20 protein-coding genes are annotated in these 22,671 nt (G+C 58.8%); 8 read left to right on the forward strand and 12 right to left on the reverse strand.

Annotated features, from left to right (window positions below):
• Window positions 1–100: 100 nt before the first annotated feature.
• A complete protein-coding gene (locus IE087_RS18900) occupies window positions 101–2,062 on the forward strand; it encodes an AsmA family protein (protein ID WP_189370947.1) in 1,962 nt (653 codons plus the stop codon).
• A gap of 374 nt (window positions 2,063–2,436) precedes the next feature.
• Here the strand turns inward: IE087_RS18900 and IE087_RS18905 are convergent, their stop codons facing one another.
• The gene (locus IE087_RS18905; RefSeq protein WP_189370948.1) at window positions 2,437–3,651 is read right to left on the reverse strand and encodes an acyl-CoA dehydrogenase family protein; all 1,215 of its coding nucleotides are present in this window, start codon (window positions 3,649–3,651) and stop codon (window positions 2,437–2,439) included.
• 196 nt (window positions 3,652–3,847) lie between these two features.
• Window positions 3,848–4,696, reverse strand: a complete 849-nt coding sequence (locus IE087_RS18910; protein WP_189370949.1) for a LysR substrate-binding domain-containing protein — start codon at window positions 4,694–4,696, stop codon at window positions 3,848–3,850.
• Between the two features lie 513 nt (window positions 4,697–5,209).
• Between IE087_RS18910 and IE087_RS18915 the strand changes: the two genes are divergently transcribed.
• Genes IE087_RS18915 through IE087_RS18930 form a run of 4 tightly spaced genes read left to right on the forward strand, consistent with a single transcriptional unit; the run spans window position 5,210 to window position 8,947 of the window.
• Window positions 5,210–6,190 carry a 3-oxoacyl-ACP synthase III family protein gene (locus tag IE087_RS18915; RefSeq protein ID WP_189370950.1) on the forward strand — a complete coding sequence of 327 codons (981 nt, stop codon included), beginning with the start codon at window positions 5,210–5,212 and terminating at the stop codon, window positions 6,188–6,190.
• A gap of 12 nt (window positions 6,191–6,202) precedes the next feature.
• On the forward strand, window positions 6,203–7,546 hold the full coding sequence (locus IE087_RS18920) for an aminotransferase class III-fold pyridoxal phosphate-dependent enzyme (RefSeq protein WP_189370951.1): 1,344 nt from the start codon (window positions 6,203–6,205) through the stop codon (window positions 7,544–7,546).
• Window positions 7,536–7,940: a thioesterase family protein gene (locus IE087_RS18925; protein ID WP_189370952.1), complete on the forward strand. Its 405-nt coding sequence runs from the start codon at window positions 7,536–7,538 to the stop codon at window positions 7,938–7,940. Before IE087_RS18920 ends, IE087_RS18925 begins: the two co-directional genes overlap by 11 nt.
• Before the next feature lie 23 nt (window positions 7,941–7,963).
• A complete protein-coding gene (locus tag IE087_RS18930) occupies window positions 7,964–8,947 on the forward strand; it encodes a DMT family transporter (protein ID WP_189370953.1) in 984 nt (327 codons plus the stop codon).
• 64 nt (window positions 8,948–9,011) lie between these two features.
• Here the strand turns inward: IE087_RS18930 and pobA are convergent, their stop codons facing one another.
• The 4 genes from pobA to IE087_RS18950 are packed head-to-tail and all read right to left on the reverse strand — an operon-like array spanning window position 9,012 to window position 14,836.
• Window positions 9,012–10,181: a 4-hydroxybenzoate 3-monooxygenase gene (pobA, locus tag IE087_RS18935; RefSeq protein ID WP_189370954.1), complete on the reverse strand. Its 1,170-nt coding sequence runs from the start codon at window positions 10,179–10,181 to the stop codon at window positions 9,012–9,014.
• 49 nt (window positions 10,182–10,230) lie between these two features.
• Window positions 10,231–10,908 (reverse strand): TetR/AcrR family transcriptional regulator, encoded by a 678-nt coding sequence (locus IE087_RS18940; protein ID WP_189371098.1) that lies wholly within the window; start codon window positions 10,906–10,908, stop codon window positions 10,231–10,233.
• Entirely contained in the window at window positions 10,905–12,434 is a 1,530-nt protein-coding gene (locus IE087_RS18945; RefSeq protein ID WP_189370955.1) for a trimethylamine methyltransferase family protein, read from the reverse strand. Before IE087_RS18945 ends, IE087_RS18940 begins: the two co-directional genes overlap by 4 nt.
• Window positions 12,431–14,836: a GcvT family protein gene (locus tag IE087_RS18950; protein ID WP_189370956.1), complete on the reverse strand. Its 2,406-nt coding sequence runs from the start codon at window positions 14,834–14,836 to the stop codon at window positions 12,431–12,433. The genes IE087_RS18945 and IE087_RS18950 overlap by 4 nt, the downstream gene beginning before the upstream one ends.
• Window positions 14,837–15,047: 211 nt before the next feature.
• On the opposite strand from IE087_RS18950, the gene IE087_RS18955 reads away from it, so the two are divergent.
• The 3 genes from IE087_RS18955 to IE087_RS18965 are packed head-to-tail and all read left to right on the forward strand — an operon-like array spanning window position 15,048 to window position 16,460.
• Window positions 15,048–15,383 (forward strand): ArsR/SmtB family transcription factor, encoded by a 336-nt coding sequence (locus IE087_RS18955; protein WP_189370957.1) that lies wholly within the window; start codon window positions 15,048–15,050, stop codon window positions 15,381–15,383.
• A complete protein-coding gene (locus IE087_RS18960) occupies window positions 15,380–15,877 on the forward strand; it encodes an SRPBCC family protein (RefSeq protein WP_189370958.1) in 498 nt (165 codons plus the stop codon). The genes IE087_RS18955 and IE087_RS18960 overlap by 4 nt, the downstream gene beginning before the upstream one ends.
• 1 nt (window position 15,878) lies before the next feature.
• Window positions 15,879–16,460, forward strand: coding sequence for a dihydrofolate reductase family protein (locus IE087_RS18965; protein WP_189370959.1), 582 nt, complete (start codon window positions 15,879–15,881; stop codon window positions 16,458–16,460).
• A 52-nt stretch (window positions 16,461–16,512) separates the two neighbouring features.
• On the opposite strand, the gene IE087_RS18970 is transcribed toward IE087_RS18965, so the two are convergent.
• From IE087_RS18970 to IE087_RS18995, 6 genes are read right to left on the reverse strand one after another with little or no spacing between them, the layout of a single operon-like run.
• Entirely contained in the window at window positions 16,513–16,899 is a 387-nt protein-coding gene (locus tag IE087_RS18970; protein ID WP_189370960.1) for a Na+/H+ antiporter subunit G, read from the reverse strand.
• On the reverse strand, window positions 16,896–17,183 hold the full coding sequence (locus IE087_RS18975; RefSeq protein ID WP_189370961.1) for a K+/H+ antiporter subunit F: 288 nt from the start codon (window positions 17,181–17,183) through the stop codon (window positions 16,896–16,898). The genes IE087_RS18970 and IE087_RS18975 overlap by 4 nt, the downstream gene beginning before the upstream one ends.
• The gene (locus tag IE087_RS18980; RefSeq protein ID WP_189370962.1) at window positions 17,180–17,680 is read right to left on the reverse strand and encodes a Na+/H+ antiporter subunit E; all 501 of its coding nucleotides are present in this window, start codon (window positions 17,678–17,680) and stop codon (window positions 17,180–17,182) included. The genes IE087_RS18975 and IE087_RS18980 overlap by 4 nt, the downstream gene beginning before the upstream one ends.
• Window position 17,681: 1 nt before the next feature.
• Window positions 17,682–19,226 carry a monovalent cation/H+ antiporter subunit D gene (locus IE087_RS18985; protein WP_189370963.1) on the reverse strand — a complete coding sequence of 515 codons (1,545 nt, stop codon included), beginning with the start codon at window positions 19,224–19,226 and terminating at the stop codon, window positions 17,682–17,684.
• Window positions 19,223–19,573, reverse strand: a complete 351-nt coding sequence (locus IE087_RS18990; RefSeq protein WP_189370964.1) for a Na+/H+ antiporter subunit C — start codon at window positions 19,571–19,573, stop codon at window positions 19,223–19,225. The genes IE087_RS18985 and IE087_RS18990 overlap by 4 nt, the downstream gene beginning before the upstream one ends.
• A gap of 1 nt (window position 19,574) precedes the next feature.
• Window positions 19,575–22,454, reverse strand: coding sequence for a monovalent cation/H+ antiporter subunit A (locus IE087_RS18995; protein ID WP_189370965.1), 2,880 nt, complete (start codon window positions 22,452–22,454; stop codon window positions 19,575–19,577).
• Window positions 22,455–22,671 lie beyond the last annotated feature (217 nt).

The raw sequence follows: 22,671 nt of genomic DNA on the forward strand, positions 1-22,671 counted from the left end.
TTGCCTCATATGTGATGTGGTGGCTCGGGAAAAGGGTTGGGTGCTATGCGTTCGCTGCGTTACGCTGGTCTCAACACGTCGTCAGAACGGAGCAGTCGTCATGAAATGGATTTTACGCCTGATCGGGTTTGTCCTGGTTCTTGTACTTGTGGCCGGGGTGTCGCTCTTCTTTCTGCCTGCAGATCGCATCGGGATCATAGCCGCTGACCAGATTCGCAAGGCGACCGGACGTGACGTGACCATCACCGGGGTGTCCATGACCCTTTGGCCGGTGCTGGGTGTGCGGGCGGATGGGCTTGAGGTTGGCAACGCAGAATGGTCCCAGCAGGGCCCCATGCTCACGGCCGAGAATGCTGCGATTGGCGTGGACCTGATGGCCTATATTCGCGACCGCGAGATCCGCATCACCAATATCGAGGCAACGCGCCCCACCATCCGGCTCGAAAGCCGTGCCGACGGGCGAGCGAGCTGGGTGTTTACGGATGCCAGCGGTGAAGCACAGATTGAAACAGAGACGGCGCCCACGCGCGACGCCCAGCCCTTGTCGATCCAGAAGCTGCAGATCACGGACGCCACACTGGTCTATGCGGCAGAAGGGTCGGAAACGCTTTCATATTCAGGCGTAGACCTGTTTCTTGACTGGCCCAAGCGACTGGGCGCGGCCACCATCGACGCAACCCTGCGCCCCTCGGGGACACCGGTTGAGGTCGATGCCACCATTGACGGGTTCGCGGGCTTCATCGCGGGGCAAGTGCAGCCGGTCAAAGCATCCATCGAAGCAGGTGGAGGGCTTTTGACCCTGGATGGACGCGCCAGCACCGCCGGGGAGGTTGCGGGCACGCTTGGGCTGAACCTGCCGGACACCGATGCGTTTATGGCAGCCTTGGCGTTGCCGCGCCCCGGTCTGCCGGCAAAACTGGGGGAGTCGGTCGAGATGTCGACTCAGCTCACCCTCACTGCCGATCGGCGCCTTTCACTACGCGATCTTCGCGCGGACCTCATTGGCAATGTGTTGACTGGTGCTGCTGATATCAGTCTGAACGGGACGCCAACGATTAACGCCCAGCTGAATGCCGGGGCGCTGGACCTGAGCAGCGCAACCGGCGGGGAGAGTGGTGGTGACAGTGGCGGCTCGTCGTCCTCCGCTTCCGATGTAGGGACCGGTTGGCCGACGGATTCAATCGATGCCAGTGGGCTGGCGGGTTTCAATGGTGAGATTGCGCTGTCCGCGTCGTCCATCGATCTTGGACAATTCAAGCTGGGGCCAACCCGCACCCTTTTGCGCAATGACAACAGTCGTATGGTGTTCGAACTGCGCGAGGTCGCCGCCTACAACGGCACCTTGGTGGGCGAGTTCGTGGTCAACAACCGTTCGGGTCTGAGCGTGGGCGGGAACCTGACGGCGCGGGGCCTTGGCCTGCAACCCTTCCTGCGAGACGCGGCGGACCTTGAGATGTTAACCGGCAAGGCCAATGCGCAGGTGAAATTCCTTGGTGTCGGGTCCAATGTGGACGCGATCATGAAGTCCCTTTCGGGCAATGGGTCATTCAATGTGGCGGGTGGCACAATCGAAGGGCTGGACCTTGATGGTCTTTTGAAATTTGGCCGCGGCAATGGCCGGACAACGGTGTTCGAAGACATGAGCGCCAGCTTTCGGATGGAGGGTGGCAACCTTCTGAACGATGACTTGCTTGTCGTGCTGCGCAGCTTCGAGGCGCGCGGTGCAGGCCGGGTTGGACTGGGCCAGCAGGACATCGACTACCTGTTCACACCGACGGCACTGAAGGGCGATGATGGTCCCGACCTAGCGATCCCCGTGCGCATTCGGGGGCCTTGGGCGGACCCCAGCATTCTGCCTGATCTGGACTCGGCCATTGACCTGAAACTGGATGAAAAACTCGAGGCAGAGAAAGCCAGGATCGAAGCCCGGGCGAAGGAAAAGTTGCGCGAAAAAGTCACCAAGGAGCTGGGCGTTACCGATGAGGGCCAGGACCTTGAAGATGCGGCCAAACAGAAGCTGGAAGACGAAGTGAAAAAGGGATTGCGGAGCCTGTTTGACTGATGTGTCCCCGCGGGGACACCATGTTTGGCGCAGTAACGGCATCCCAATGGTTTTCTGAATTGCCAATAACATCAGGGGCTTGGCTCTGCGTGCGTTTGGTTTTGTTGAAATTAACCAAAACTCCGGCAAACTGGCCGCGAAGGCAGGCGGCGCTTCGTTCCGTGCCTGCGCCGACGCGGTCCGATTGTCAGGCTGCATGGCATTTCAGGTGATGTAAAACGGTGAATTTGCCCAAACAAACGCAAGCGGCGGCGCCTGTCAACAAAGCAGCTTTTGTCGTGCAAGGCTGAACTTGCAATCAGCGAAAGGCTATGCCGCCAAAGGATGTGAGAGAGAGGACCATGCCCTCCCTCTCAATGCATCCTTGGGTGGATTCAGGCAGGGATTTTCATGTCTTCCTGCATGACAAGTGGGTCAGGTATGTCATCGTATTCGACTGGCATTGTCGCCTGCAGTCGCGTCATCTGATTGAAGATGTTGATCCGCTGGATGTCGCTGGTGCCACCGGCAATCCGCATACCCAAGGCATCGCGCAACATCCTGCTAATTTCATTGTTGCCGTATCCCACGTGCCCAAATAGCTGCACCATGTTTTCCGCAGACATCAACAGGTTTTCGCCCGCGAAATACTTGGTGGCGGAACACAGGATGGAGGCGGTCGGAATCCCTTTGTCCAACTCTTCGAAGGCGGCATAGGTCAGGGTGCGGCACACGATAGCACCCATTTTCATGTCAGTCAGACGACCCTGCACATATTGATTGACCGATAGCGGTTTGCCGAAAGCGTGCCGCTCGGTCACGCGCGTGTATGTCCGCATGATATGGTTTTCGATCAAGCCAGCGGCCATTGCACCATAGAGCGCGCGTTCAAACGCGATGATATCGTAGAGGACACGCAAACCATCACCCGGCTGGCCGATGATGTTTTCGAGTGTCAGGGGAACGTCGTCAAATTCGATGGACGCGGTGGGACTTGTCCGGATACCCAGGTTGTCCTCGATTTCGCCAATGCGGACGCTGGGGCCTTCGAGGTCAACAAAGAACAAGGTGATGTCCTTTTTCTTGCCCAGTGCCGGAATACGACCGGCAATCATGCCAAGTTGGGCAACGGGTGCGTTGGTAATGTGGACCTTTTTGCCGCTCATGATGAAGCCGTTGCCGTTCTGACGTGCCGCCAGTTGCATGCGTGACAGGTCCGAACCGCCAGTTTCCTCGGTCATCGCGGTGACACCGATGACTCCTTCCAGCAATCTGGGCAGCCAGCGTGCCTTTTGCCGGGGTGTTCCTTCGTCGAGGAGAACCTTGATCGAGCCCAGATGTCCAAGCGTCGTGACCAGGAAGCCAAGGTCTTCTGCTGTTGTTGACAGACCTTCGAGCGCGGCGATGACGTCTTTCCATGATCCACCAAGGCCACCAAGTTCCGTCGGCACCGCGATCCGCCAGATGCCTTCGTCACTTATTGTTTGCCAGCTGTCGTGATCCAGTGTGGCGTCGGCGTCGTTTTGGGTCGCCGCCTTCGCGACGGATCGTCCTAGTGTTGCATAGGTGTTGAACAACTCTTCTTGGTGCGCGTTTCTGCAAACTGACATTGAACTTCCTCCATGGGCTTTTTGCAGGTCCAGTGGAGTTGTTTTTTCTGTCTTTGTGAAATGAGTAGTTGAAATTCACCCGTTGAGTTCACGAAATGGTTGGCCGTGTAAGCTTAATATAATTCCACAACATTTGCGAAAAGCGAATCAAATAGAGTCGCCTGTAACCGGACCGATACAGATTTTGAGGTGAATGTTAATGCGGCCCGAAGCTGTGTGCGATTGCCTTGCCAACGTTTTGTGTCAGGGCGTCAGCTTGAGGGGCTAGTTTCAACAGAAGGTCCGCATTCGGCAAATGGGGCAGGCCGAATTCGTTTCCAATCCTGATGAAATCCTTCGGTACGGCGCGTGAAGGTAGAACGCCAATTGCGCTTCCTGTTGAAATCATTGCGAAAATAGGGGCCAATTGGTTGGACGAACAAACGATATTCCACTTCAGGCCGGATTTGTTCAGGCTGGATGTGGCAAGCCGTCTGACTTCACATCCTTCGGGGAACAAAGCGAGCGGGATTGGATCGTTGTCCGGTTCGTAGCCGTATTTCGCAACCCAGCACAACGGTTCGGCTGTGAGATTGATGCCGTGCATGTCGCCAGTGCGCGTGATCAGCGCAAGGTCAATTTCGCCATCTTGCACCATACGTGCCAGGTTTATGGACAGATCCGAGATGACCTGGAATTCCACATTGCCGTTGATCTTCGAGTACTCACGGATCACGCTGGGCAGAAACAGTTGCGCATAGTCGTCGGGTGTTCCAATCTTGATAACGCGGTTGTTCGACGCAGTTTCAAGCGAGCTGACCAGTTGGTCATTTAAGTTCAGGATATCAATGGCATAAGAGCGTACCATTTCACCTGCTGCCGTAAGTTGCATGTCGTTTTCGCGGTTAACGAGGCGTTCGCCGACGAACTCTTCGAGCCGCTTGATTTGCAGGCTGATCGCCGATTGCGTGCGCAGCAACCGCTCTCCTGCCTTTGTGAAATTTCCTGTATCTGCGACGACGATCAATGTGCGGAGAAGATCAATGTCAATATTCACCAGGCTCATTCGTCTAAATCTCCGCGCGCTTTGAAAAATCTCTGAGCGCAAATATGCGCAAACTTTATCCTGTCGTTGTCTTTCGATCCGGTAGGATCAACTGGCTTTATCGCAACGATGCAGTTTTTGCCAACTGCCCCATGGATTTCTACCTAGAGTTATGTCGCCCTCTAAAGAAGTCAACGAAAGGTGTGCGCGGAAAATCGCGTAATTCTTGGCTGTATGCACTGTAACAAGGCACGGGGCGACAAGTCGAGGTCTGGCGCTGTTGTGAAGAACGGGGCTGGCATGTGAAAGCGTTGCTTTGCCCGTGCAATCCCGCACGATTTTTTTAGTTCGGGAATCAGATGAGAATCCTTCTAGGGCGTTGAAAAGTAAAACCTAAAACTTGGCATGAGTGACGCTTATCCCCTGCATTTACATTGCTCGTTTCCCAAGCGTCGCCCTGTTCGACATGGTGAGGGTACGACCAACACAGTTTTTGATCATTCAAAAATTCTACAAGACAGGGAGCCACGAACGATGAGCCTAATCGAACATAAGAGTTTTGCGCTGACCCAGACATGTATTCGGGTCATTGGCACGGGAATGGACGTGCCGGAAAATGTGCTGACCAACGACGATATCCGCACCAAGTACAATACCGACCTCGATTGCGCCTGGGTCAACCGAAAACTGGGCATCACCGAACGTCGTGTGTCTCAACCGGATGTCATGACGTCCGACCTGGCCGCTGCCGCTGCGCGGAATGCGCTGAAACAGGCGGGGATTTCGGGTGAAAGCATCGATCTGTTGATCGTGGCGACGGCAACGCCTGATCGCCAGGCCCCCGCAACCGCTTGTTTCGTCCAGCAAAAAGCGGGCTTGCACAACGCGATCTCCTTCGATGTCAGCGCGGTGTGTTCCGGTTTCCTGTATGCCATGACAGTGGCCTCCAGCTTTCTGAGAAGCGGGCAAGCCAAGCGGGCCATGGTGGTTGGCGCGGATACGTTCTCGCGGATCACTGACTGGTCGCGCATGGATGCGGTGTTCTTTGGCGATGGTGCCGGAGCCGCGATCCTTGAAGCCAGCCCGCAGCGGGACGCCGTTTTCGACGCCGAGCTGTATTCGAACGGTCAGGAAGCTGATGCGTTCACGGTCTATCCGGATCAAACGACCTTTTCGATGAAAGCAGGTGATGTTCTGAAAGCGGCGCTGACTGCCATTCCGCAATGCGCAGAACGTGTATTGGCGCGAAATGGGCTGGCCGTTGAGGATATTGACGTTGTCGTTCCGCACCAGCCTTCCATCAATCTGTTACAGAAGATTTCCGAAAAAACCGGAATTGGTTTCGAGAAATTCTGCCTGAATATGGATCGATATGCCAATACAGCGGGCGCGACAATTCCGATCATTCTGCATGAGTCCATCGAAAACGGTCGGGTCAAAAAAGACGATCTTGTTTTCTTTGCGGCTGCCGGTGCGGGTTTCACCGCCGGCGCCGCTGTTCTGCGCTGGAATTGAGGAGAATTTGAAATGTCACTGATCACTCCGCAAATCAACTCGGACTACGTCGCCGCCGCCCGCTGCGAAGGCAGTCACATTTTTGACCGGGACGGAAACAGTTGGATCGATGGTGCGTCCGGATCCATCGCCTGTTCGATTGGCCACGCCCATCCAACCGTTGTTCAGGCGATGTCGGAGGCGTGCCAACAGACCAGCTTTGTGTACCGGACACAATTCACCAACCCCGAGATTGAGCGACTGTCGGCACGACTGTGCGAGCGGTTGGGATATGCGGCCAGTTTCTTCGTCAACAGCGGGTCGGAAGCCGTCGAAACCGCGATGCGTTCAGCGCAACAGTATTGGCGCGAGCGTGGACAGGGCACCAAGACGCGCATCCTGAGCCGCCGCCTGAGTTACCACGGATCAACCATCGGATCACTCAGCCTGTCCGGCCATTGGCCGAGACGCCGGTCTGCAGGCCCGCTGTATGGAGAGCCCACGCAACCCACGCCCTATCCGTTCCGCGCCCCGAAGAATGATACCCTGGCGGCGTATGGCGTTGCTTGCGCCAATGAACTTGAGCGCGAAGTACAGCAACTGGGTCAGGACAACATCGCCGCCTTCATCCTTGAGCCGATCATTGGCGCATCGGGCGCGGCCATCGTCCCCCCCAAAGAGTATATGCAAAGGGTGCGCGCCCTGTGCGATCAATACGATGTGTTGTTGATTGCGGACGAGGTGCTGACCGGTCTGGGCCGCACGGGCAATTGGCTTGCGATGGAGCATTTCGGGGTCAAAGCCGACATCGTGTGTCTGGGCAAGGGCCTGAACGCTGGCTATTTCCCGATCTCGGCCGTGCTTGTGTCCGCAGATGTGTACGACCACATGGCGAATGGCAGCGGGGCGTTCGAGCTGGGTCACACCCATTCCAATCATCCCATTGGTGCCGCAGTCGGAAATGCAGTCCTGGACGTTCTGGAAGAAGAACGCTTGGTGGAACGCGCCGAATGGTATGGCCGAGGCTTGAAAAGTAAACTTAAGAAAGTGTGCAGTGGCCACACCATCGTTGGCGATGTGCGTGGCGAGGGCATGCTGATCGGTATCGAACTGGTTGATCCGACAAACTGGAACAACCCATTCCCGCCCGCTTTCAAAACTGCGGCGCGGGCGACACAAACCGCGTTTGAGCGGGGTTTGGTCATTTACCCGGCAGCAGGGTTTGCCGGGGTGTTGGGAGGTGACGCCATCATCGTGGCACCCCCATTCAATATCTCTGAGCAGGCGACGGAACAGCTTGTCGACCGGGTGGATCAAACACTCGCATCGCTCAGCGACGCAGTCTTTCAACAAAGGAGAAACACTCATGCAGCTTGAAACCGGCCTGAAAGGCATTCTCACCCACCGTGTCGTCGACAGCGATCTGGCCACCAACTGGCGCAACGACGTCCCGGTTCTTGCAACCCCTGTCCTGCTTTGGCTGTCCGAACTGGCCTGCATGGATGCCATCGACGGGTGCACGTCTGATGACGAAATGACCGTAGGTTTCAAACACGAGATGAGCCATCTTGCCCCCACGCCCAAGGACTGGCTGGTCCAGATCTCGGCTGAACTGGTCGAGGTTGACGGTAAACTGCTGACCTTCGACGTCGTGGCCAACGATGGGGAAGAGTGCATCCTGCGTGGCCGCCATACACGCGCAATCATCGCAAAACGCCCATTCGTCGACCGCGTAGAGGCCAAGGCGCGGGCCATGTCCATGGCGTCCTGAACGCAAACACGAGGAGATTTGAAATGGCAGAGATGATAAAGAATACGAGCTACAAGCGGTTGCCGCCTTTGCCATTTGCGGTGCTGCTGCTTGGCGGAAGCTGCCTTGGGGTGGCGCCGGTGATTGTGAAATCCATTGACCTGTCGCCCGAAGCATCGGCGTTCTATCGTGTGGCGCTGTCAGCACCCTTGTTCGCGATTGGCGCGGCTTTGTTTGCCCAAAACATCAAGGCCTCGGCGCAGCCGGTTCTGCGGCTGAACACAAAGGTCCTGTGCCTGCTGACGGCGTTCATTTTCGCTCTGGATCTTGTGCTGATGCATATGGCGATCCGGCTGTCGGATGTGGCAGTCGCGACTCTGCTGACCAATTGTGCGCCATTCTTTGTCGGCATACTTGGCCTGATCGGATTGACCAGCAGACCGGATATGAACTTTTGGGTGATGTTGCCCATTGCGTTGGCGGGGTGTGCTTTGTTGATCGGCACGCCGCAGGGGGATGGACAGTCGCAGGTTCTGGGCAATGTCCTCGCGCTGTCGGCGGCCTTTTGTTACGCGTGTTACGTTGTTGGTGTGACCGAGCTGCGCAAGCGAGGTCTGTCCACACTAACCATCATGTCGGTGGTGACGATCGTGAGCACGGTTTTCCTGTTGCCGCTGTTTGCCATGCAAGGATTCCCAGCGCCGCAAAGCATGCAGACGATCATGATGCTTCTTGTGCTGGTCTTGATTGGCCAAATGCTGGGTCAGGGGCTGACAACGTTGGCGTTGAAGGACCTGCCATCGTCGCTGAGTTCACTTGTCTTGCTGGTTCAGCCCATCGTTGCAGGTGCGCTGTCGTGGTATTTCCTGTCTGAAATCCTGAATGGCATTCAGTTGTTGGGGATGTTTATGGTGCTTGCCGCCATTGCCGGGGCCGCGTTCATTCCGGCCAATACGTTCAGGCAGAAAATCCGGAAACCAAAGCTGCGCAAGGTGGCGTCAAAACTGGCCACGGATGACGTGCATTAGGCTGACCAAGCGCTGATGGTTGTTTTGAGTTGGGAACGGGCGTCTGCGGGCGCCCGTTTTGACGTCAGTAGGGCAGGCCGACATAGTTGAGCGCCATGGCCGCCTGCGCCTCGGGACTGTCACGCAGAAGGGCGAGTTCCGCCAGCTGCATCTTCTTGTCGAAGGGGGTTTGCCCCGGGAAGTGGTGCATCAGGGTTGAGAACCACCAGCTGAAACGTTCGGTCTTCCAGACGCGGGCGAGGGCACGTTCGGAATAGCGGTCGATCCCGTTACTGTCGCCGTCGCCGTAGAATTGGCGCAGTCCCTGGTTCAGATAGTGAACGTCGGATGCTGCGGTGTTGAGACCCTTGGCCCCGGTTGGTGGTACGATATGGGCGGCGTCGCCGCACAGGAACAGGCGACCCCAGCGCATCGGCTCGCACACGAAGCTGCGCAGCGGGGCGATGGATTTCTCGATGCTGGCGCCAGTGATCAGAGTGTCCGCCGCTTGGGGCGGAATGCGGCGGCGCAACTCGTCCCAGAAGGCGTCGTCGGTCCAGTTGGAAGGGTCGTCTGAGGTGTCGCATTGGATGTAATAACGGCTGAGGTTTTCGTTCCGCATCGAGCAGAGGGCAAAGCCGCGATCCGAGTTGGCGTAGACCAGTTCGTCGTTCACGGGGGGTGTTTCAGACAGGATGCCGAGCCAGCCGAAAGGATAGACCTTTTCATACTCCTGTCGCACGGCTTCGGGAATTGTCTGGCGGCTGACGCCGTGAAACCCGTCGCAGCCCGCCACGAAATCGCAGTCGATCCGGTGGTTTTGGCCGTGTTGGGAGAAGGTGACATAGGGCGCGTCGGTGTCTGCGTCGTGTATCACGACATTTTCGACCTCGAACCGCGTGTCGCCGCCGGTTGCGTCCCGTGCATCATAGAGGTCGCGCGTCACCTCGGTTTGTCCGTAGACCAGAACCGTCGCGTCGGTGTGGGTGGTGAAATCCACGCGGAACATGTCGTTGTCATAGGCGATCAGCGTGCCGTCATGCGCGAAGCCTTCGGCCTTCATCCTGGCGTCCACACCGGCCTGACCCATCAGGCCGACCAAGCCCCGTTCCAACACGCCTGCGCGGATGCGACCGAGGACATAGTCGCGCGATTTCCGCTCAAGAACGACCGTTTCGATCCCGGCCTTGTAGAGCAGTTGGCCCAGCAACAGGCCGGACGGTCCACCGCCGACGATGACGACCTGAGTGCGCATGATACCCTCCCCGGTATTTGTCATACGACATAACTATTTTGGAGAAAGGTCAAGCAGGGCCGGTGTGGCCGGTGACGTTGCGGGCGTAGGCGGCGAAGGCTTCGATTTCTGCATCTGATGCGGCGTGGCCGGTATAAGCGACGAGGTAGCCCGGCACCATGGCGAGCCGTTCGTCCAGCGTTTCGCCAAGGTTGGCGTCGTCGTAGCCGAGCTGCATGTAATAGATGACCCGCGCGCGCGCTTTTGCTTCCAGTTCGGGATAGTCGAACCGCAGAAACATGTGTGTCAGCGCGGCAATGCGTGCGTCGTCGCCCGCCTTGAGGACCGCATTGACCCGGTCGGAGCGCCGCGCCCAGTCCCGGATGGCAAAATCGAGCCGGTTGTCGAAAAGCGCGGTGTTGATGTTGCAGCGAAAGACGTTGCAGCAGGCTTCGGTGATGGTGTCGGCGGGCGCGTTTGCCTGTGCAACCATGGCGGCCGTATTGGTGCGCTCCCAGTGCTCGAGCAGGGCGTTCAGCAGGTCGGTGCGGTTTTTGAAGTACCAGTAGAAACTGGACCTTGAGACACCCATTTGCCCGGCCAGCTCAGCCACTTTCACGGCTTCGACCCCGCCTTGTTTGAGGACAGAGAGGGCTGCGTTCAGCCAGTCCTGGCGCGTGACCTTGATGTTGCCGACCAGCGGGCCCTTGGCCGGATCGTCGCGGTGGAGGAGCGGCTCTGACATCAGCTTGTGGGGGCACAGCCGCCCGCGGCTGTTCGGTCTGCGATGTATTTGTGCAAGGCTTCCATCCGGTCACCGTTGGCGGCGGGTGGGGTGAAGTCGCGCAGGATGCCTTTCCAGATGTCCGTTGCGCGGGTTGTGGCATCCACGCTGCCGCGTTCTTCCCACGTGCCGAAATTGGCGAAATCCGCGACCACAGGTTCATAGAACTCGGTCGCGTAGCGTTCCATCGTGTGGCTGGCCCCAAAGAAGTGGCCGCCGGGTTGTACTTCCTCGAGCGCATCCATGGCGATCTCGGCCTCGTCAGCGGGGGTTGCGGCGCAAAGCTCGGCCACCATTTGCAAGACCTCAACATCCGTGACCAGCTTTTCGTAAGAGATCGTCAAACCACCTTCGAGCCAACCGGCGGCGTGCAGCGTGACGGTGGCGCCGGCCAACAAACAGCCCCATGTGCCGAATTGCGTTTCGTTGGCGGCCTGCACGTCGCCCAGGTTGGCGGCTGATCCGGAGGCGCAGCGCCATGGCAGGCCGATATGTCGGGCCAGCTGCCCGGCTGCGAGCGATGCCTTGAAGTGTTCGGGCGTGCCAAAGACCGGTGCACCTGATTTCATGTCCACGTTTGACGTGAAGGTGCCGTAGCAGACCGGCGCGCCGGGGTTGACCAACTGGCCAAGTGTGATGGCGGCAAGAGCCTCGGCATGGCTGAGCGTCATCGCGCCCGCCACCGTGATCGGTGCCATGGCGCCCATCAGCGTAAAGGGCGTGATAATCGCCATCTGGCCGTGGCGGGCGAAGTCCATGATGCCGAGCGCCATGGGGATGTCCAGTTGCCGGGGAGAGTTGGTATTGATGATCGTGTAGCAGTGCGAGTTGGCGGCGAAGGCCGCATCCGACAGACCACGGAAGTCGCGCAGCATTTCGAAGGATTCTTCGACCTGACCGGTGCCGCGCGAGAAGATGAAGGGCAGCTTGTCGGTCAGCTCCATCTGCCCCGTCGTCATGGCGTAGTGGCGCAGGTGGATCGGCACGTCTTGCGGCTCGACCAGTGGTGGGATCATGTGCAGCACGTCGTAGTGCTGGGTCAGTGTGATCAGCTCGCGAAAGTCCTGTTCGGTGCCGGGGCGGCGGCCCCGTTCCAGATCGGTGGCATGGGGACAGCCCGCGCCAGGCTGAAAAATCATGGAGCCGAGTTCCATCACCAGATTGCGGTCGGGATTGCCTGCAATCAGGGGGAAGGATTTGGGTGCGGTGTTGAGTGCCGCCTCGACCATCTCGCGCCCGATATGCACCATTTCCAAGCTCTCATCGACCCGCGCGCCGCCTGCTTTGAACTGCGCCCGTGCTTCGGGCTGCAGCACCTTGATCCCCAGCCGTTCCAGCACATCCAGCGCTGCCTCGTGCATGGCCGCGATCCGATCGTCCGAGAACACGTTCATCGGAGGGAACGGGTTGCGCAGGGTGCGGTAGTTGGTGGTGCGTGCCTTTTGTGGGGGCGCACCGCGACCGCGGCGACGGCGGGGGAGGTCGGTCATCCCCGCATCGCCTTGCCTGTCGGATCGTAGGGGGAGGGGGCGATCACCTTGGCGGATCGTTCCACGCCGACGACGTGGACCTTTAGGTTCGTGCCTCCGGCTGCTGCGTCAGTGTCGACCAGCGCAATTGCGAGTGATTTTTGTACCGTGTGCCCGTAGCCACCCGAGGTAACGAACCCTACGCGCTTGTCGCCGCTCCATACGGGTTCGTACCCGCTGGCATCCGCATCATCGGCATCGATTTCAAGGGTGACCAGCTTTTGCGCGGGGCCGTTTCCGTCACGCTCGGCCACGGCGGCGGCCTTGCCCACGAACTCTTTATCCCAGTCGATCCAGCGGTCCATGCCGGTCATGCCGGGGGTGTAGCCTTGGGTGAATTCGGCCGACCAGATGCCAAAGGATTTTTCCAGCCGCAGCGACAGCATGGCGTTGAAGCCGTATTCTTGAAGGCCGAACTCCTCGCCTGCGTCCAGCAGCATCCGGCGCAGCTTGATGTGGTCGCCGTAGCGGCAGTTGATTTCGTATCCCAGCTCACCCGCGATAGACATGCGCGCCACCTTGGCCCGGATCATGCCAACATCGAAGTCGCCGCAGCCCATGAACTTGAGCGCGCCAATGTCCTGATGGCACAGCTTTTTGATCACCTTGCGGGAATTGGGGCCGGTTAGGCCAAAGCCGCACATCTCCTCGCCCAGATCGCGCACCTGCACGCCGTCGATCATGTGGTCGTCGAGCCAGCGCATGTGCCAAGCGCGCAGGTAGTACGAGCCCATGATCCACCATGTGCCATCACCCCAATTCAGGACGGTGAGGTCACCTTTCAACCGTCCGTCTTCGCCCAGCATTGGCGCCAGTTTGGCGCGGCTGGGGGCAGGCAGTTTGGAGGCCATGACGTTATTGAGCCAAACCTCGGCATTTGGGCCTGTCACCTCGAACCGGGAAAAGCCGGTGATGTCGACCATGCCGACATTCTCGCGCACGTTCCGGCATTCAGCGCCTACAATGTCGAAGGCGTTTGAGCGTTTGAGGGTCAGGTTCTCCTCAAAATCCTCAGACGGCGCGAAGTAGAGCGGTGTTTCCAAATCCCAGCTTGATCCCCAGCGGCAGCCGGCAGCCGTCATCGCATCATGCGCCGGGGCCATCTTGAGCGGACGGCCTGCGGGCAGTTGCTCGTTTGGATAGGACATCACGAACCGCCGCGAATAGAACTGGCCCGTGGTTTCCTTGATGTACTGCTTGTTCTCAGCGAATTTGCCATAGCGGGCGACGTCCATGCAGTAGACATCAGCCTCGGGCTCGCCCTCGATCATCCATTCGGCCAGCGATTTGCCCACGCCGCCGCCCTGCAGGAAGCCAGCCATGACGGCGCAGGCAGACCAGTAGCCGCGTTTGCCCGGCACTGGCCCGACCAGTGGGTTGCCATCGGGCGAGAAGGTGAAGGCACCGTTGACCCAGGTCTTGATTCCGACGTTTTCAGCGGATGGGTAACGGGCAAAGCCCAGCATCAGCTCGTTCTCGATCCGGTCGAGGTCTTCCTGGAACAGCTCCATCCCGTAGTTCCACGGCGCGCCGTCCATGGCCCAGTGTTGATGTTCGATCTCGTATATGCCGATCAGAATGCCCTTCTGGTCTTGGCGCATATAGGTGAAGCCTTCGAGGTCCACGGTCATGGGCATTTCAAAGTCGTGCGCGGCGACTTCGGGGATCTGGTCGGTGATCAGGTAGTGATGTTTGAGCGGGGAGACCGGCAATTCGACGCCCGCCATGCGACCCACCTGCTTGGCCCAGAGGCCTGCGGCGTTGACCACGTGTTCGCAGCGGATGTCGCCCTTGTCGGTCTTGACGATCCAGCCGTCATGGACCTGCTCCAGCGCCTCAACCTTGGTGTGTTCGAAGACCGATGCGCCCCGTTTCTTGGCCGCTGTGGCATAGGCATGCACGGTGCCTGTCGTGTCCACATACCCTTCGCGGTCGGCCCACATGGCCCCCAGCACGCCGTCTGTGGACATGATGGGGCAGCGTTCTTGCGCCTGTTGTGGCGTCAGCAACTCGCAATCTTCGATCCCGATGGATTGGAAGACGCGGTAGGCCGATTGCAGCCATTCCCAGCGTTCAGGCGTGCCCGCAAGCGTCAGGCCGCCTGTCATGTGCAACCCGATGTTCTGGCCGCTTTCTTCCTCGATCTCTGACAGCAGGTCGATGGTGTAGGCCTGGAGCGCGGCCATGTTCGGGTCGGCATTCAGCGCGTGAATGCCGCCTGCTGCGTGCCAGCTTGACCCGGCGGTGAGGACTGACCGTTCGATCAGGGCTACGTCGGTCCATCCCATTTTTGCCAAGTGATACAGGACCGAAGCCCCCACCACACCGCCACCAATCACGACAACCCGGTATTGCGAATTCATGTTCCGTCCCCGTCGACTCACTGTTGATTGCCAGCAGGGTGCGAAACACTGGACAGCTCTGTCCAGTGCTTTCACGACACGCAGGGGTCAAACTGCGACGGCAGTCTTCGGAGGCTTGAGCGGCACGAAGGAGCTGTCGAATTTCGATAGCCGTAGCTGGCCGTTAATAAACCAGTTGATTAATTAACTACATGGTTTATTAAGGGAGGCTATGACACAAGATGACACATTGGATGCAGTTTTTTCTGCCCTGGCGCACCCTGCCCGGCGGGAGATCCTGGCGCGACTTGCACAAGGTACGACTACGGTGAACGCCTTGGCGGAGCCGTTCGATATGTCGTTGCCAGCAGTGTCGAAGCACATTCGCGTTCTTGAGAATGCCGGATTGATTAAGCGTGAGAAGGACGCGCAGTTTCGTCCTTGCACGCTCAATCCCAAGCCCATTCAGGACATCGCGGACTGGACGGAAAAGTACCGCCCCATATGGGAAGCCCGCTTTGACGTGATGGGAAAACTACTGGACGAGATGAAGGATCAATCATCATGAGTGACACAGAAAACTGGGTACGCATTGAGCGCGAGTTTGATGCGCCTTTGGAATTGGTGTGGCAGATGTGGACTGTGCCAGAGCTGTTCAAGCGGTGGTACGGACCCAACGGCATGTCCGTGCCCACGGCCGAAATGGACGTTACGGTTGGTGGTACGCGCAAGGTTTGCATGGCGATGGAAACGCCAGAGCGGTCCATGTCGATGTGGTTCACAGGGGTATACAAGGAGGTGACAGAACCGCGTCGCCTTGTCTACACCGAAAGCATGTGTGACGAGGCGGGCAATATCATCCCGCCGCAAAGCATGGGTATGCCGGACGGCTTTCCAGACATCACCGAAGTGATCGTTGAGTTGACGCAGGTGGGTGACAAAACACGGATGACCATTGTGCATGTCGGTGTAGAGGAGGGGACAGCGGGCGCAGGTGGCTGGAACCAGGCATTCGACAAGCTTGCTGCGTTGGCAAAATCGCAAGCCCACGTGGACAACTGATATGCGTGAGCTTGCTATCATTGCTTTCGTGACGGTTGATGGGGTGATGCAAGCGCCCAGCATGGCCGACGAAGATCGTTCGGGCGGCTTTGACCGGGGCGGATGGGCCGCGCCCTATTGGGAAAGGGTCATGCCGCATGTGGAAGAGACGGCCATGTCGAAGCCGTATGATGTCTTGTTTGGCCGGAAGACCTACGATTTGTTCGCCGGTCACTGGCCGAATGCCCCTAAATCAAAAGCCAACGAGCGGTTGAACAGTGCTCGGAAGTTCGTTGCAACTTCTTCGCCATTGGGGACGGATTGGGAGAACTCCGAGGTTGTGACGGGCGACGTCGCCCCCGAGATAGCGCGCCTTAAGTCGCAGGACGGTCCCCTGATTCAGGTGCACGGCAGTGCGCAATTGATCCAGACCCTCGTCAAACACGGCTTGGTGGATGAGTTCAGGCTATGGACGTTCCCCGTTCTGGTTGGCGGCGGAAAACGTTTGTTTGAAGGGGCGCAGCCGCCGCGAGACCTGAGCCTTGTGTCTGCTGAGGGTCTCGCCAATGGTGTGGTATCGCAAGTCTACCGCACAGCGGCCTGAGCGACATTGGTTATGCATCTGCCGCTCGGTCGATCTTGGAACAATTGCGTGTCTACTTGGTTTCCGGTGTCTCTTCGTTCGTGTGATCCGGAGAATCCAGAGTGGACCACATGTCGTCTTCCGTTGGTTTGGGTGGTGTCATGCATTCACGGGTGTGGATGCTGACCTTGGCCAGGAAATGCGCTGACACCGGTGCTGTCACAAACAGGAAGGCCATGATCAGCAGCTCGTGCATTGACGGATCTCCTGATGCGGCGGCGGTCAGGATCGAAGCCAAAAGCAACATGCCGATGCCAAGCGTCCCGACCTTGGTCGGCGCGTGAAGGCGCGTCATCGGGTCGTTGAATTTCAACAGACCGATGACGCCGACCAGTACAAAGATCGACCCGATCAGAAGCGAAATGGCTGCGCCAATGATTGCGAGGGCTTCCAAAGTCATTCGATGATGTCCCCCCGCAATACGAAACGGGCCAGTGCAACCGTCGATACAAAGCCCAGCATGGCCACAAGCAAGGCCACTTCGAAATACACGCCGACCCCTTGATGGATGCCAACCACAACAACAAGGCCAAGGGCGTTGATGACCATCGTGTCCAGGGCCAGTACGCGGTCACCGCCCGTGGGGCCAATCACCAGACGCACCATCGACAACACCTGACCAATGGCAAGCACGACAAGCGCAATCGAAAGCGCGATATCAAACAAGCTGGTTGCGAGGGTCATGCGAAGATCTCCTTCAAACGGCGCTCGTATCGGTTCTTGATCTCATCTCGAACGGCGTCGGGGTCGTCGGTGTGCAGGATGTGCACGAGAAGGCAGCTGCCTTCGTTCGACAGGTCCGCAGAGACGGTGCCGGGGGTCAGCGTGATCGTGCCTGCCAGAATGGTGATCGCTTCTGGCTGTTTCAGGTCCAGCGGCACGGAAACCCAAGCCGGTTTCAGCTTTTCGTTCGGAACGGTCAGAACAATCCACGCCACCTCGATATTGGCGACGATGATGTCGCGGATGACCAACATCGTGTACGAGAGCATCCGGCCCAGCCGGAACCCCTTGGGCGTGCCGGGCCACCATATGGCGGTGATGCGCGGGATGATGATGCCAAGGATGATGCCGAAGACGACCATCCCGGCACTGACTTCGTTCTGAAGCAGCGTCCAAACAAGGGCCAAAACCAGCGTCAGCGACGGATGCGGGAGAATCCAGCGAATGGCACGTCCCATATCAATAGCCCTCCTGCGGTTTGCTGAGCTTGCCGGGGGTGTCCAGCACGGTCGAGACATAGGCATCGGGTGCAAAGAGTTGCGCGGCGATGGTTGTCGTGTAGCCGTGGACCTGCCCGGCAAAAACCGTGTGCAGGGTCAGCAGTGTGAACAGGCCACCCACGGCGACGTAGGACATCGTGGCGGGATTGCGGGTATCGGGCACAGGTTCTTCGGGCGGCTCAACACTGTGCGCTTTCCAGAACACGATGCTGCCGGCCCGGGCAAAGCCCAGGATGCTGATCAGGCTGGACGAGAGTACAATGGCCCAGACCCAAACCATCATGTCGTTGTCAAAGGCGGCGTCCAGCACCAGTAGCTTGCCCAGAAAGCCGGACAGGGGCGGCAGACCGGCCATCGCGATGGCCCCGGCAAAGAACATGCCTGCCGTGACAACCGTGCCGATCATGGGCGCTTGGGGTGTCAGGTCCACATTGCCCCGCCCGGTCCGAACAAGGTCCGAAACCAGGAACAGAACGGCGCCAGCGAAGGTGGAGTGCACGATGTAGTACAGTGCTGCCGCTATGCCCGCGGGACTGAACAGAGAAATGGCAACCATGACCATTCCCATCGACCCGATGACCGAGAACGCAACAAGGCGGTCGAGTTTGCGTGCCGCCAGAACGCCGACCATCCCGATGGCCAGCGACACCAGCGCGGCAGGCAGCAGCCAGACATCATGCAAGCCCGATGTGACTTCGAGGTCCGGTGGGAAGATCATCGTGTAGACCCGGATGATGGCGTATGCGCCAACCTTGGTCATGATGGCGAAGAGGGCTGCAACTGGGGCGGGGGCCTCGGCATAGCTGGAGGGGAGCCAGAAATGCAGCGGCACCAGCGCGGCCTTGATGGCAAAGACCAGCAGCAGCAGAACGGCGGCCACACGGATGCCCACGGTTTCTTCCGGCGCGATCAGGCGCACACGTTCTGCCAGGTCCGCCATGTTGAGCGTGCCGGTTTCGGCATAGATGGCACCAAGCGCGAACAGGAACAGGGTCGAGCCGATCAGGTTGAACAGTACGTATTGTATGCCTGCCCGCAGCCGCGCATTGCCTCCGGCATGGATCATCAGGCCATACGACGCGATCAGCAGTACCTCGAAGAAGACAAACAGGTTGAACAGGTCGCCCGTCAGGAAGGCTCCCAATATCCCCATAAGCTGGAATTGGAACAGCGCGTGGAAATGTCGCCCGCGATCATCCCATCCCGACCCGATGGCATAGAGCAGCACAAAGAGCGCCAGCACCGAGGTGAGCAGGATCATCAGCGTCGACAGCCGGTCGCCGACGATGACAATACCGAACGGTGCGGCCCAGTCGCCCAAGCGATAGTAGATGACGGACCCGTCCGAAACCTGCCAGGCAAGCCCGGCGGCAAGGCCGATCAGAGCGACCACACCCGCAACGGAAAAGACCCGCTGAATGCCAATGTGATACCGCGCCGCTAGAACGATCAGCGGGGCCAGAAGGGCGGGCAGGATGATGGGGGCAACGATCCAGTGGGTCATGGCTGGCCCTCCGTCTCGCTCGGCTCCGGCTGATCATCGATATGATCGTCATCAGACCCAAGGAAAGCACCAAGGCCGATCATCACGGCCACGGCCGTCATCCCGAACGAGATCACGATCGCGGTCAGCACCAGCGCCTGTGGTAGCGGGTCTGTGTAGGTGGTGACGTCGTCACTCAGCACCGGAGGCGCGCCAATGGTCAGACGCCCGGACGAGAACAGGAACACGTTCACGGCATAGGTCAAAAGCGAGATGCCGAGGATCACCGGAAAGGTTCTGAGCCGCAGCACGAGGTAGATACCACCGGCAGTCATCACGCCGATGGCGGAGGCAACAAGCAATTCCATGTCAGCCACCCTCCTTCACAGGCTCAATCAGATCGGATGATCCTTCGGCGCGGGCCGGATTGATGTCCATCGGGTGTTCGCTTTCATCTGCATTTGCACGCCGCGCCAGCCGCGAGAAGCTTTCGAGTGACAGCATGACGGCCCCAACGACGGCGAGGAACACGCCCACATCGAACAGGGCGGCTGTGGCCAGCTCGAATTTGTCGAAGGGCGGGATGCGGACATAGGTGAAGTCCGATGTCAGGAAGGGTTTGGTCACGAACCACGACCCGATGCCGGTGAAGCCAGCCACCAGAACGCCCGCGCCAATCACTCCGTGGTAGGGGTATTTCAGCCGGGCGGAGGTCCATGTGAAGCCACTTGCCATGTACTGCATGACGACGCCGATGGAGACGACGAGGCCAGCGATAAAGCCGCCGCCGGGTTCGTTATGGCCGCGCAGGAAAATGTAGAAACCAACCAGCAGCACAACCGGCATGATGACGCGCGTCAGCACGACCATCATCATCGGGTGCATGTCACCTGCGCGTGGCTGATCTGGAATGCGGTTCAAAAGGCGCGCGCGCACCGGGCCATTCAGCAAGGTTTCGGTCAGGGCATAGATGAGGAGGGCTGCGATCCCCAAAACGATGATCTCACCATAGGTATCGAAGCCCCGGAAATCGACCAGGATTACGTTCACAACGTTGGTGCCGCCACCACCCTTGTAGGAATTGGCCAAGTGGAATTCGGAGATGGGCGTCGCCACCGCGTCCCGCAGCATGTAGTGATAGGCGAGCGCAAAGGCGGCAAGCCCACCGGCAATCGCCACGCCCGTGTCGCGCACGCGGCGTAGAACGGTGCTTTCGTGGGGTGTGGTCTTGGGCAGGAAGTTCAGGGCCAGCAGAAGCAGGATGATTGTCACCACCTCAACCGTGAACTGGGTCATGGCAAGGTCTGGTGCGCTGAGGAAAACGAACCCGACTGACACCATCAACCCCACGATCCCGATCAGGATGAGGGCTAGGAACCGGTTGCGGTGCAGGAAGACAAGTCCGCCGGTGGCTGCCACCAGCATCGCCCAGCCTGCGATGGGAACGGGCCCTGCCACTTGCATGGCGCGGGTTGCGTCCCCAATCGTGCCGGTCGCCCATGCGTGGTAGCCGATGGCGACGATCGCAACGAAGGAAATCATCGCGTACCGGCTGAACGCGCCATTGTGCAGGCTGTGAGTGAGGGCCCGGGCGGCCGACGCCGCTGCTTCCACGATTCCTTCGAAAATGACTTTCGCCTCAGGGCGCGGTGCGGCCTCCCATGCGTTGGACAGTGGCTTGAAGATAACCATGAGGAGCAGGCCGCCAACCACCGCCGCAATCGACATGAACAGCGCAGGCACCAGGCCGTGCCAGATCTTGAAGTATGCCTTGGGGACTTCCCCGGCCTCGCCCAGCAGGGATGCCGTCACAGTCTTCACAAAAGGCTCGGCCAAGAACGGCGCGACGCCGATCACCACAACCAGCACAACCAGAATGGCGGGGGGCAACCACATGCCGGGGTTCGGGTCATGGGGTTTGGAGGGATAGTCGTCACGCACTTTGCCCAGGAAGGTGTGCCCGATCAGGCGGAAACAATATGCGGCCGAGAACACTGAGCCGATGGTCGCCAGCACAGGCACCAACAACGGGCTGTTGAACAACACGGTGTGTGTGGCTTCCTCCAGCATCATTTCTTTCGACAAGAACCCGTTCAGCAGCGGGATGCCTGCCATCGAGAGCGCGGCGAGTGTGGCGATCACGAAGGTCACAGGCATCAATGTCCGCAACCCGCCCAAGCGTCGAATGTCGCGCGTATGTGCCTCGTGATCGACGATGCCCGCCGACATGAAAAGTGCTGCCTTGAATGTGGCGTGGTTCAGGATGTGGAACACAGCCGCCATTGCGCCAAACGCGGTGCCGGTGCCCAGCAGCATAGTGATCAAACCAAGGTGGCTTACGGTTGAGAACGCTAGAAGCGCCTTGAGGTCATGCTTGAACAGCGCGATGACCGCGCCGAGGACCATTGTGACAAGACCGGCGGTCGTGACGATGACAAACCATTCTGGTGTGCCTGACAACACCGGCCACATGCGTGCCATGAGGAAGATACCGGCCTTCACCATGGTGGCCGAGTGTAGATAAGCCGACACGGGCGTAGGTGCCGCCATCGCATGGGGCAGCCAGAAATGGAACGGGAACTGCGCAGACTTCGTGAAACAGCCCAAAAGGATCAGGATCAGGGCGGGTAGGTACAGTGGATCTGCTTGGATCAACTCGCGATTTTGCAGAATGACGCTCAGGTCATAGCTGCCCGCGATCTGGCCCAGCATCAACATGCCTGCGATCATGGAAAGGCCGCCCATGCCGGTCACTGTCAGTGCCATGCGCGCGCCTTGTCGACCTGCGGGCAGGTGTTTCCAATACCCGATCAGCAGGAAGGACGACAGCGAAGTCAGTTCCCAGAACACCAGCAGCAGCAGGATGTTGTCGCTGAGCACGATCCCGACCATCGCGCCCTGGAACAGCAACAGGTAGGTAAAGAACTCGCCCATGTTGTCGTCGCGGCTGAGGTAGTGGCGCGCATAGGCGATGATCAGCAGGCCGATGCCGAGGATCAGCAGCGCAAAGAAAAAGCCCAATCCGTCGAGCATGAGCGTGAAATTCAGGCCAAGCTCTGGCATCCAGTTGACGCGCGCTGTCACCAGCTCTCCGCGCAAAACCTGCGGCAGGTTGGTCAGCAATCCGATAAACGCGGCCAAAGACACCGTGAATGTCACGCCAGCACAGGCTGCGCGGCCTGCTGCATTCATTAGTCCGGGGAGCAGCGCGCCCAGAAAGGGTAGTGCAACGATAAAGAAAAGTGACAAGTCGGGCCCAGTAAGCTTATTTCGAATCTATCCTTCAAGATAGATGGCATTCCGGCATGCTCAGGCAACATTAATCGACCGGAAATTCGCGATTTCCCGCTTAAAAACCGGTATCTTACCCGGCGAGATGTGATTTGCCTGTCGCGGAGTGCGATGACCGCACTTCTTTATATACGCTTTTTTGCTCACTGAACTTCTGGACCATCGCGATGCTGAA

Origin of the sequence: Tateyamaria omphalii (assembly GCF_014651375.1) — a bacterium.
Classification (GTDB): Bacteria; Pseudomonadota; Alphaproteobacteria; order Rhodobacterales; family Rhodobacteraceae; genus Tateyamaria; species Tateyamaria omphalii.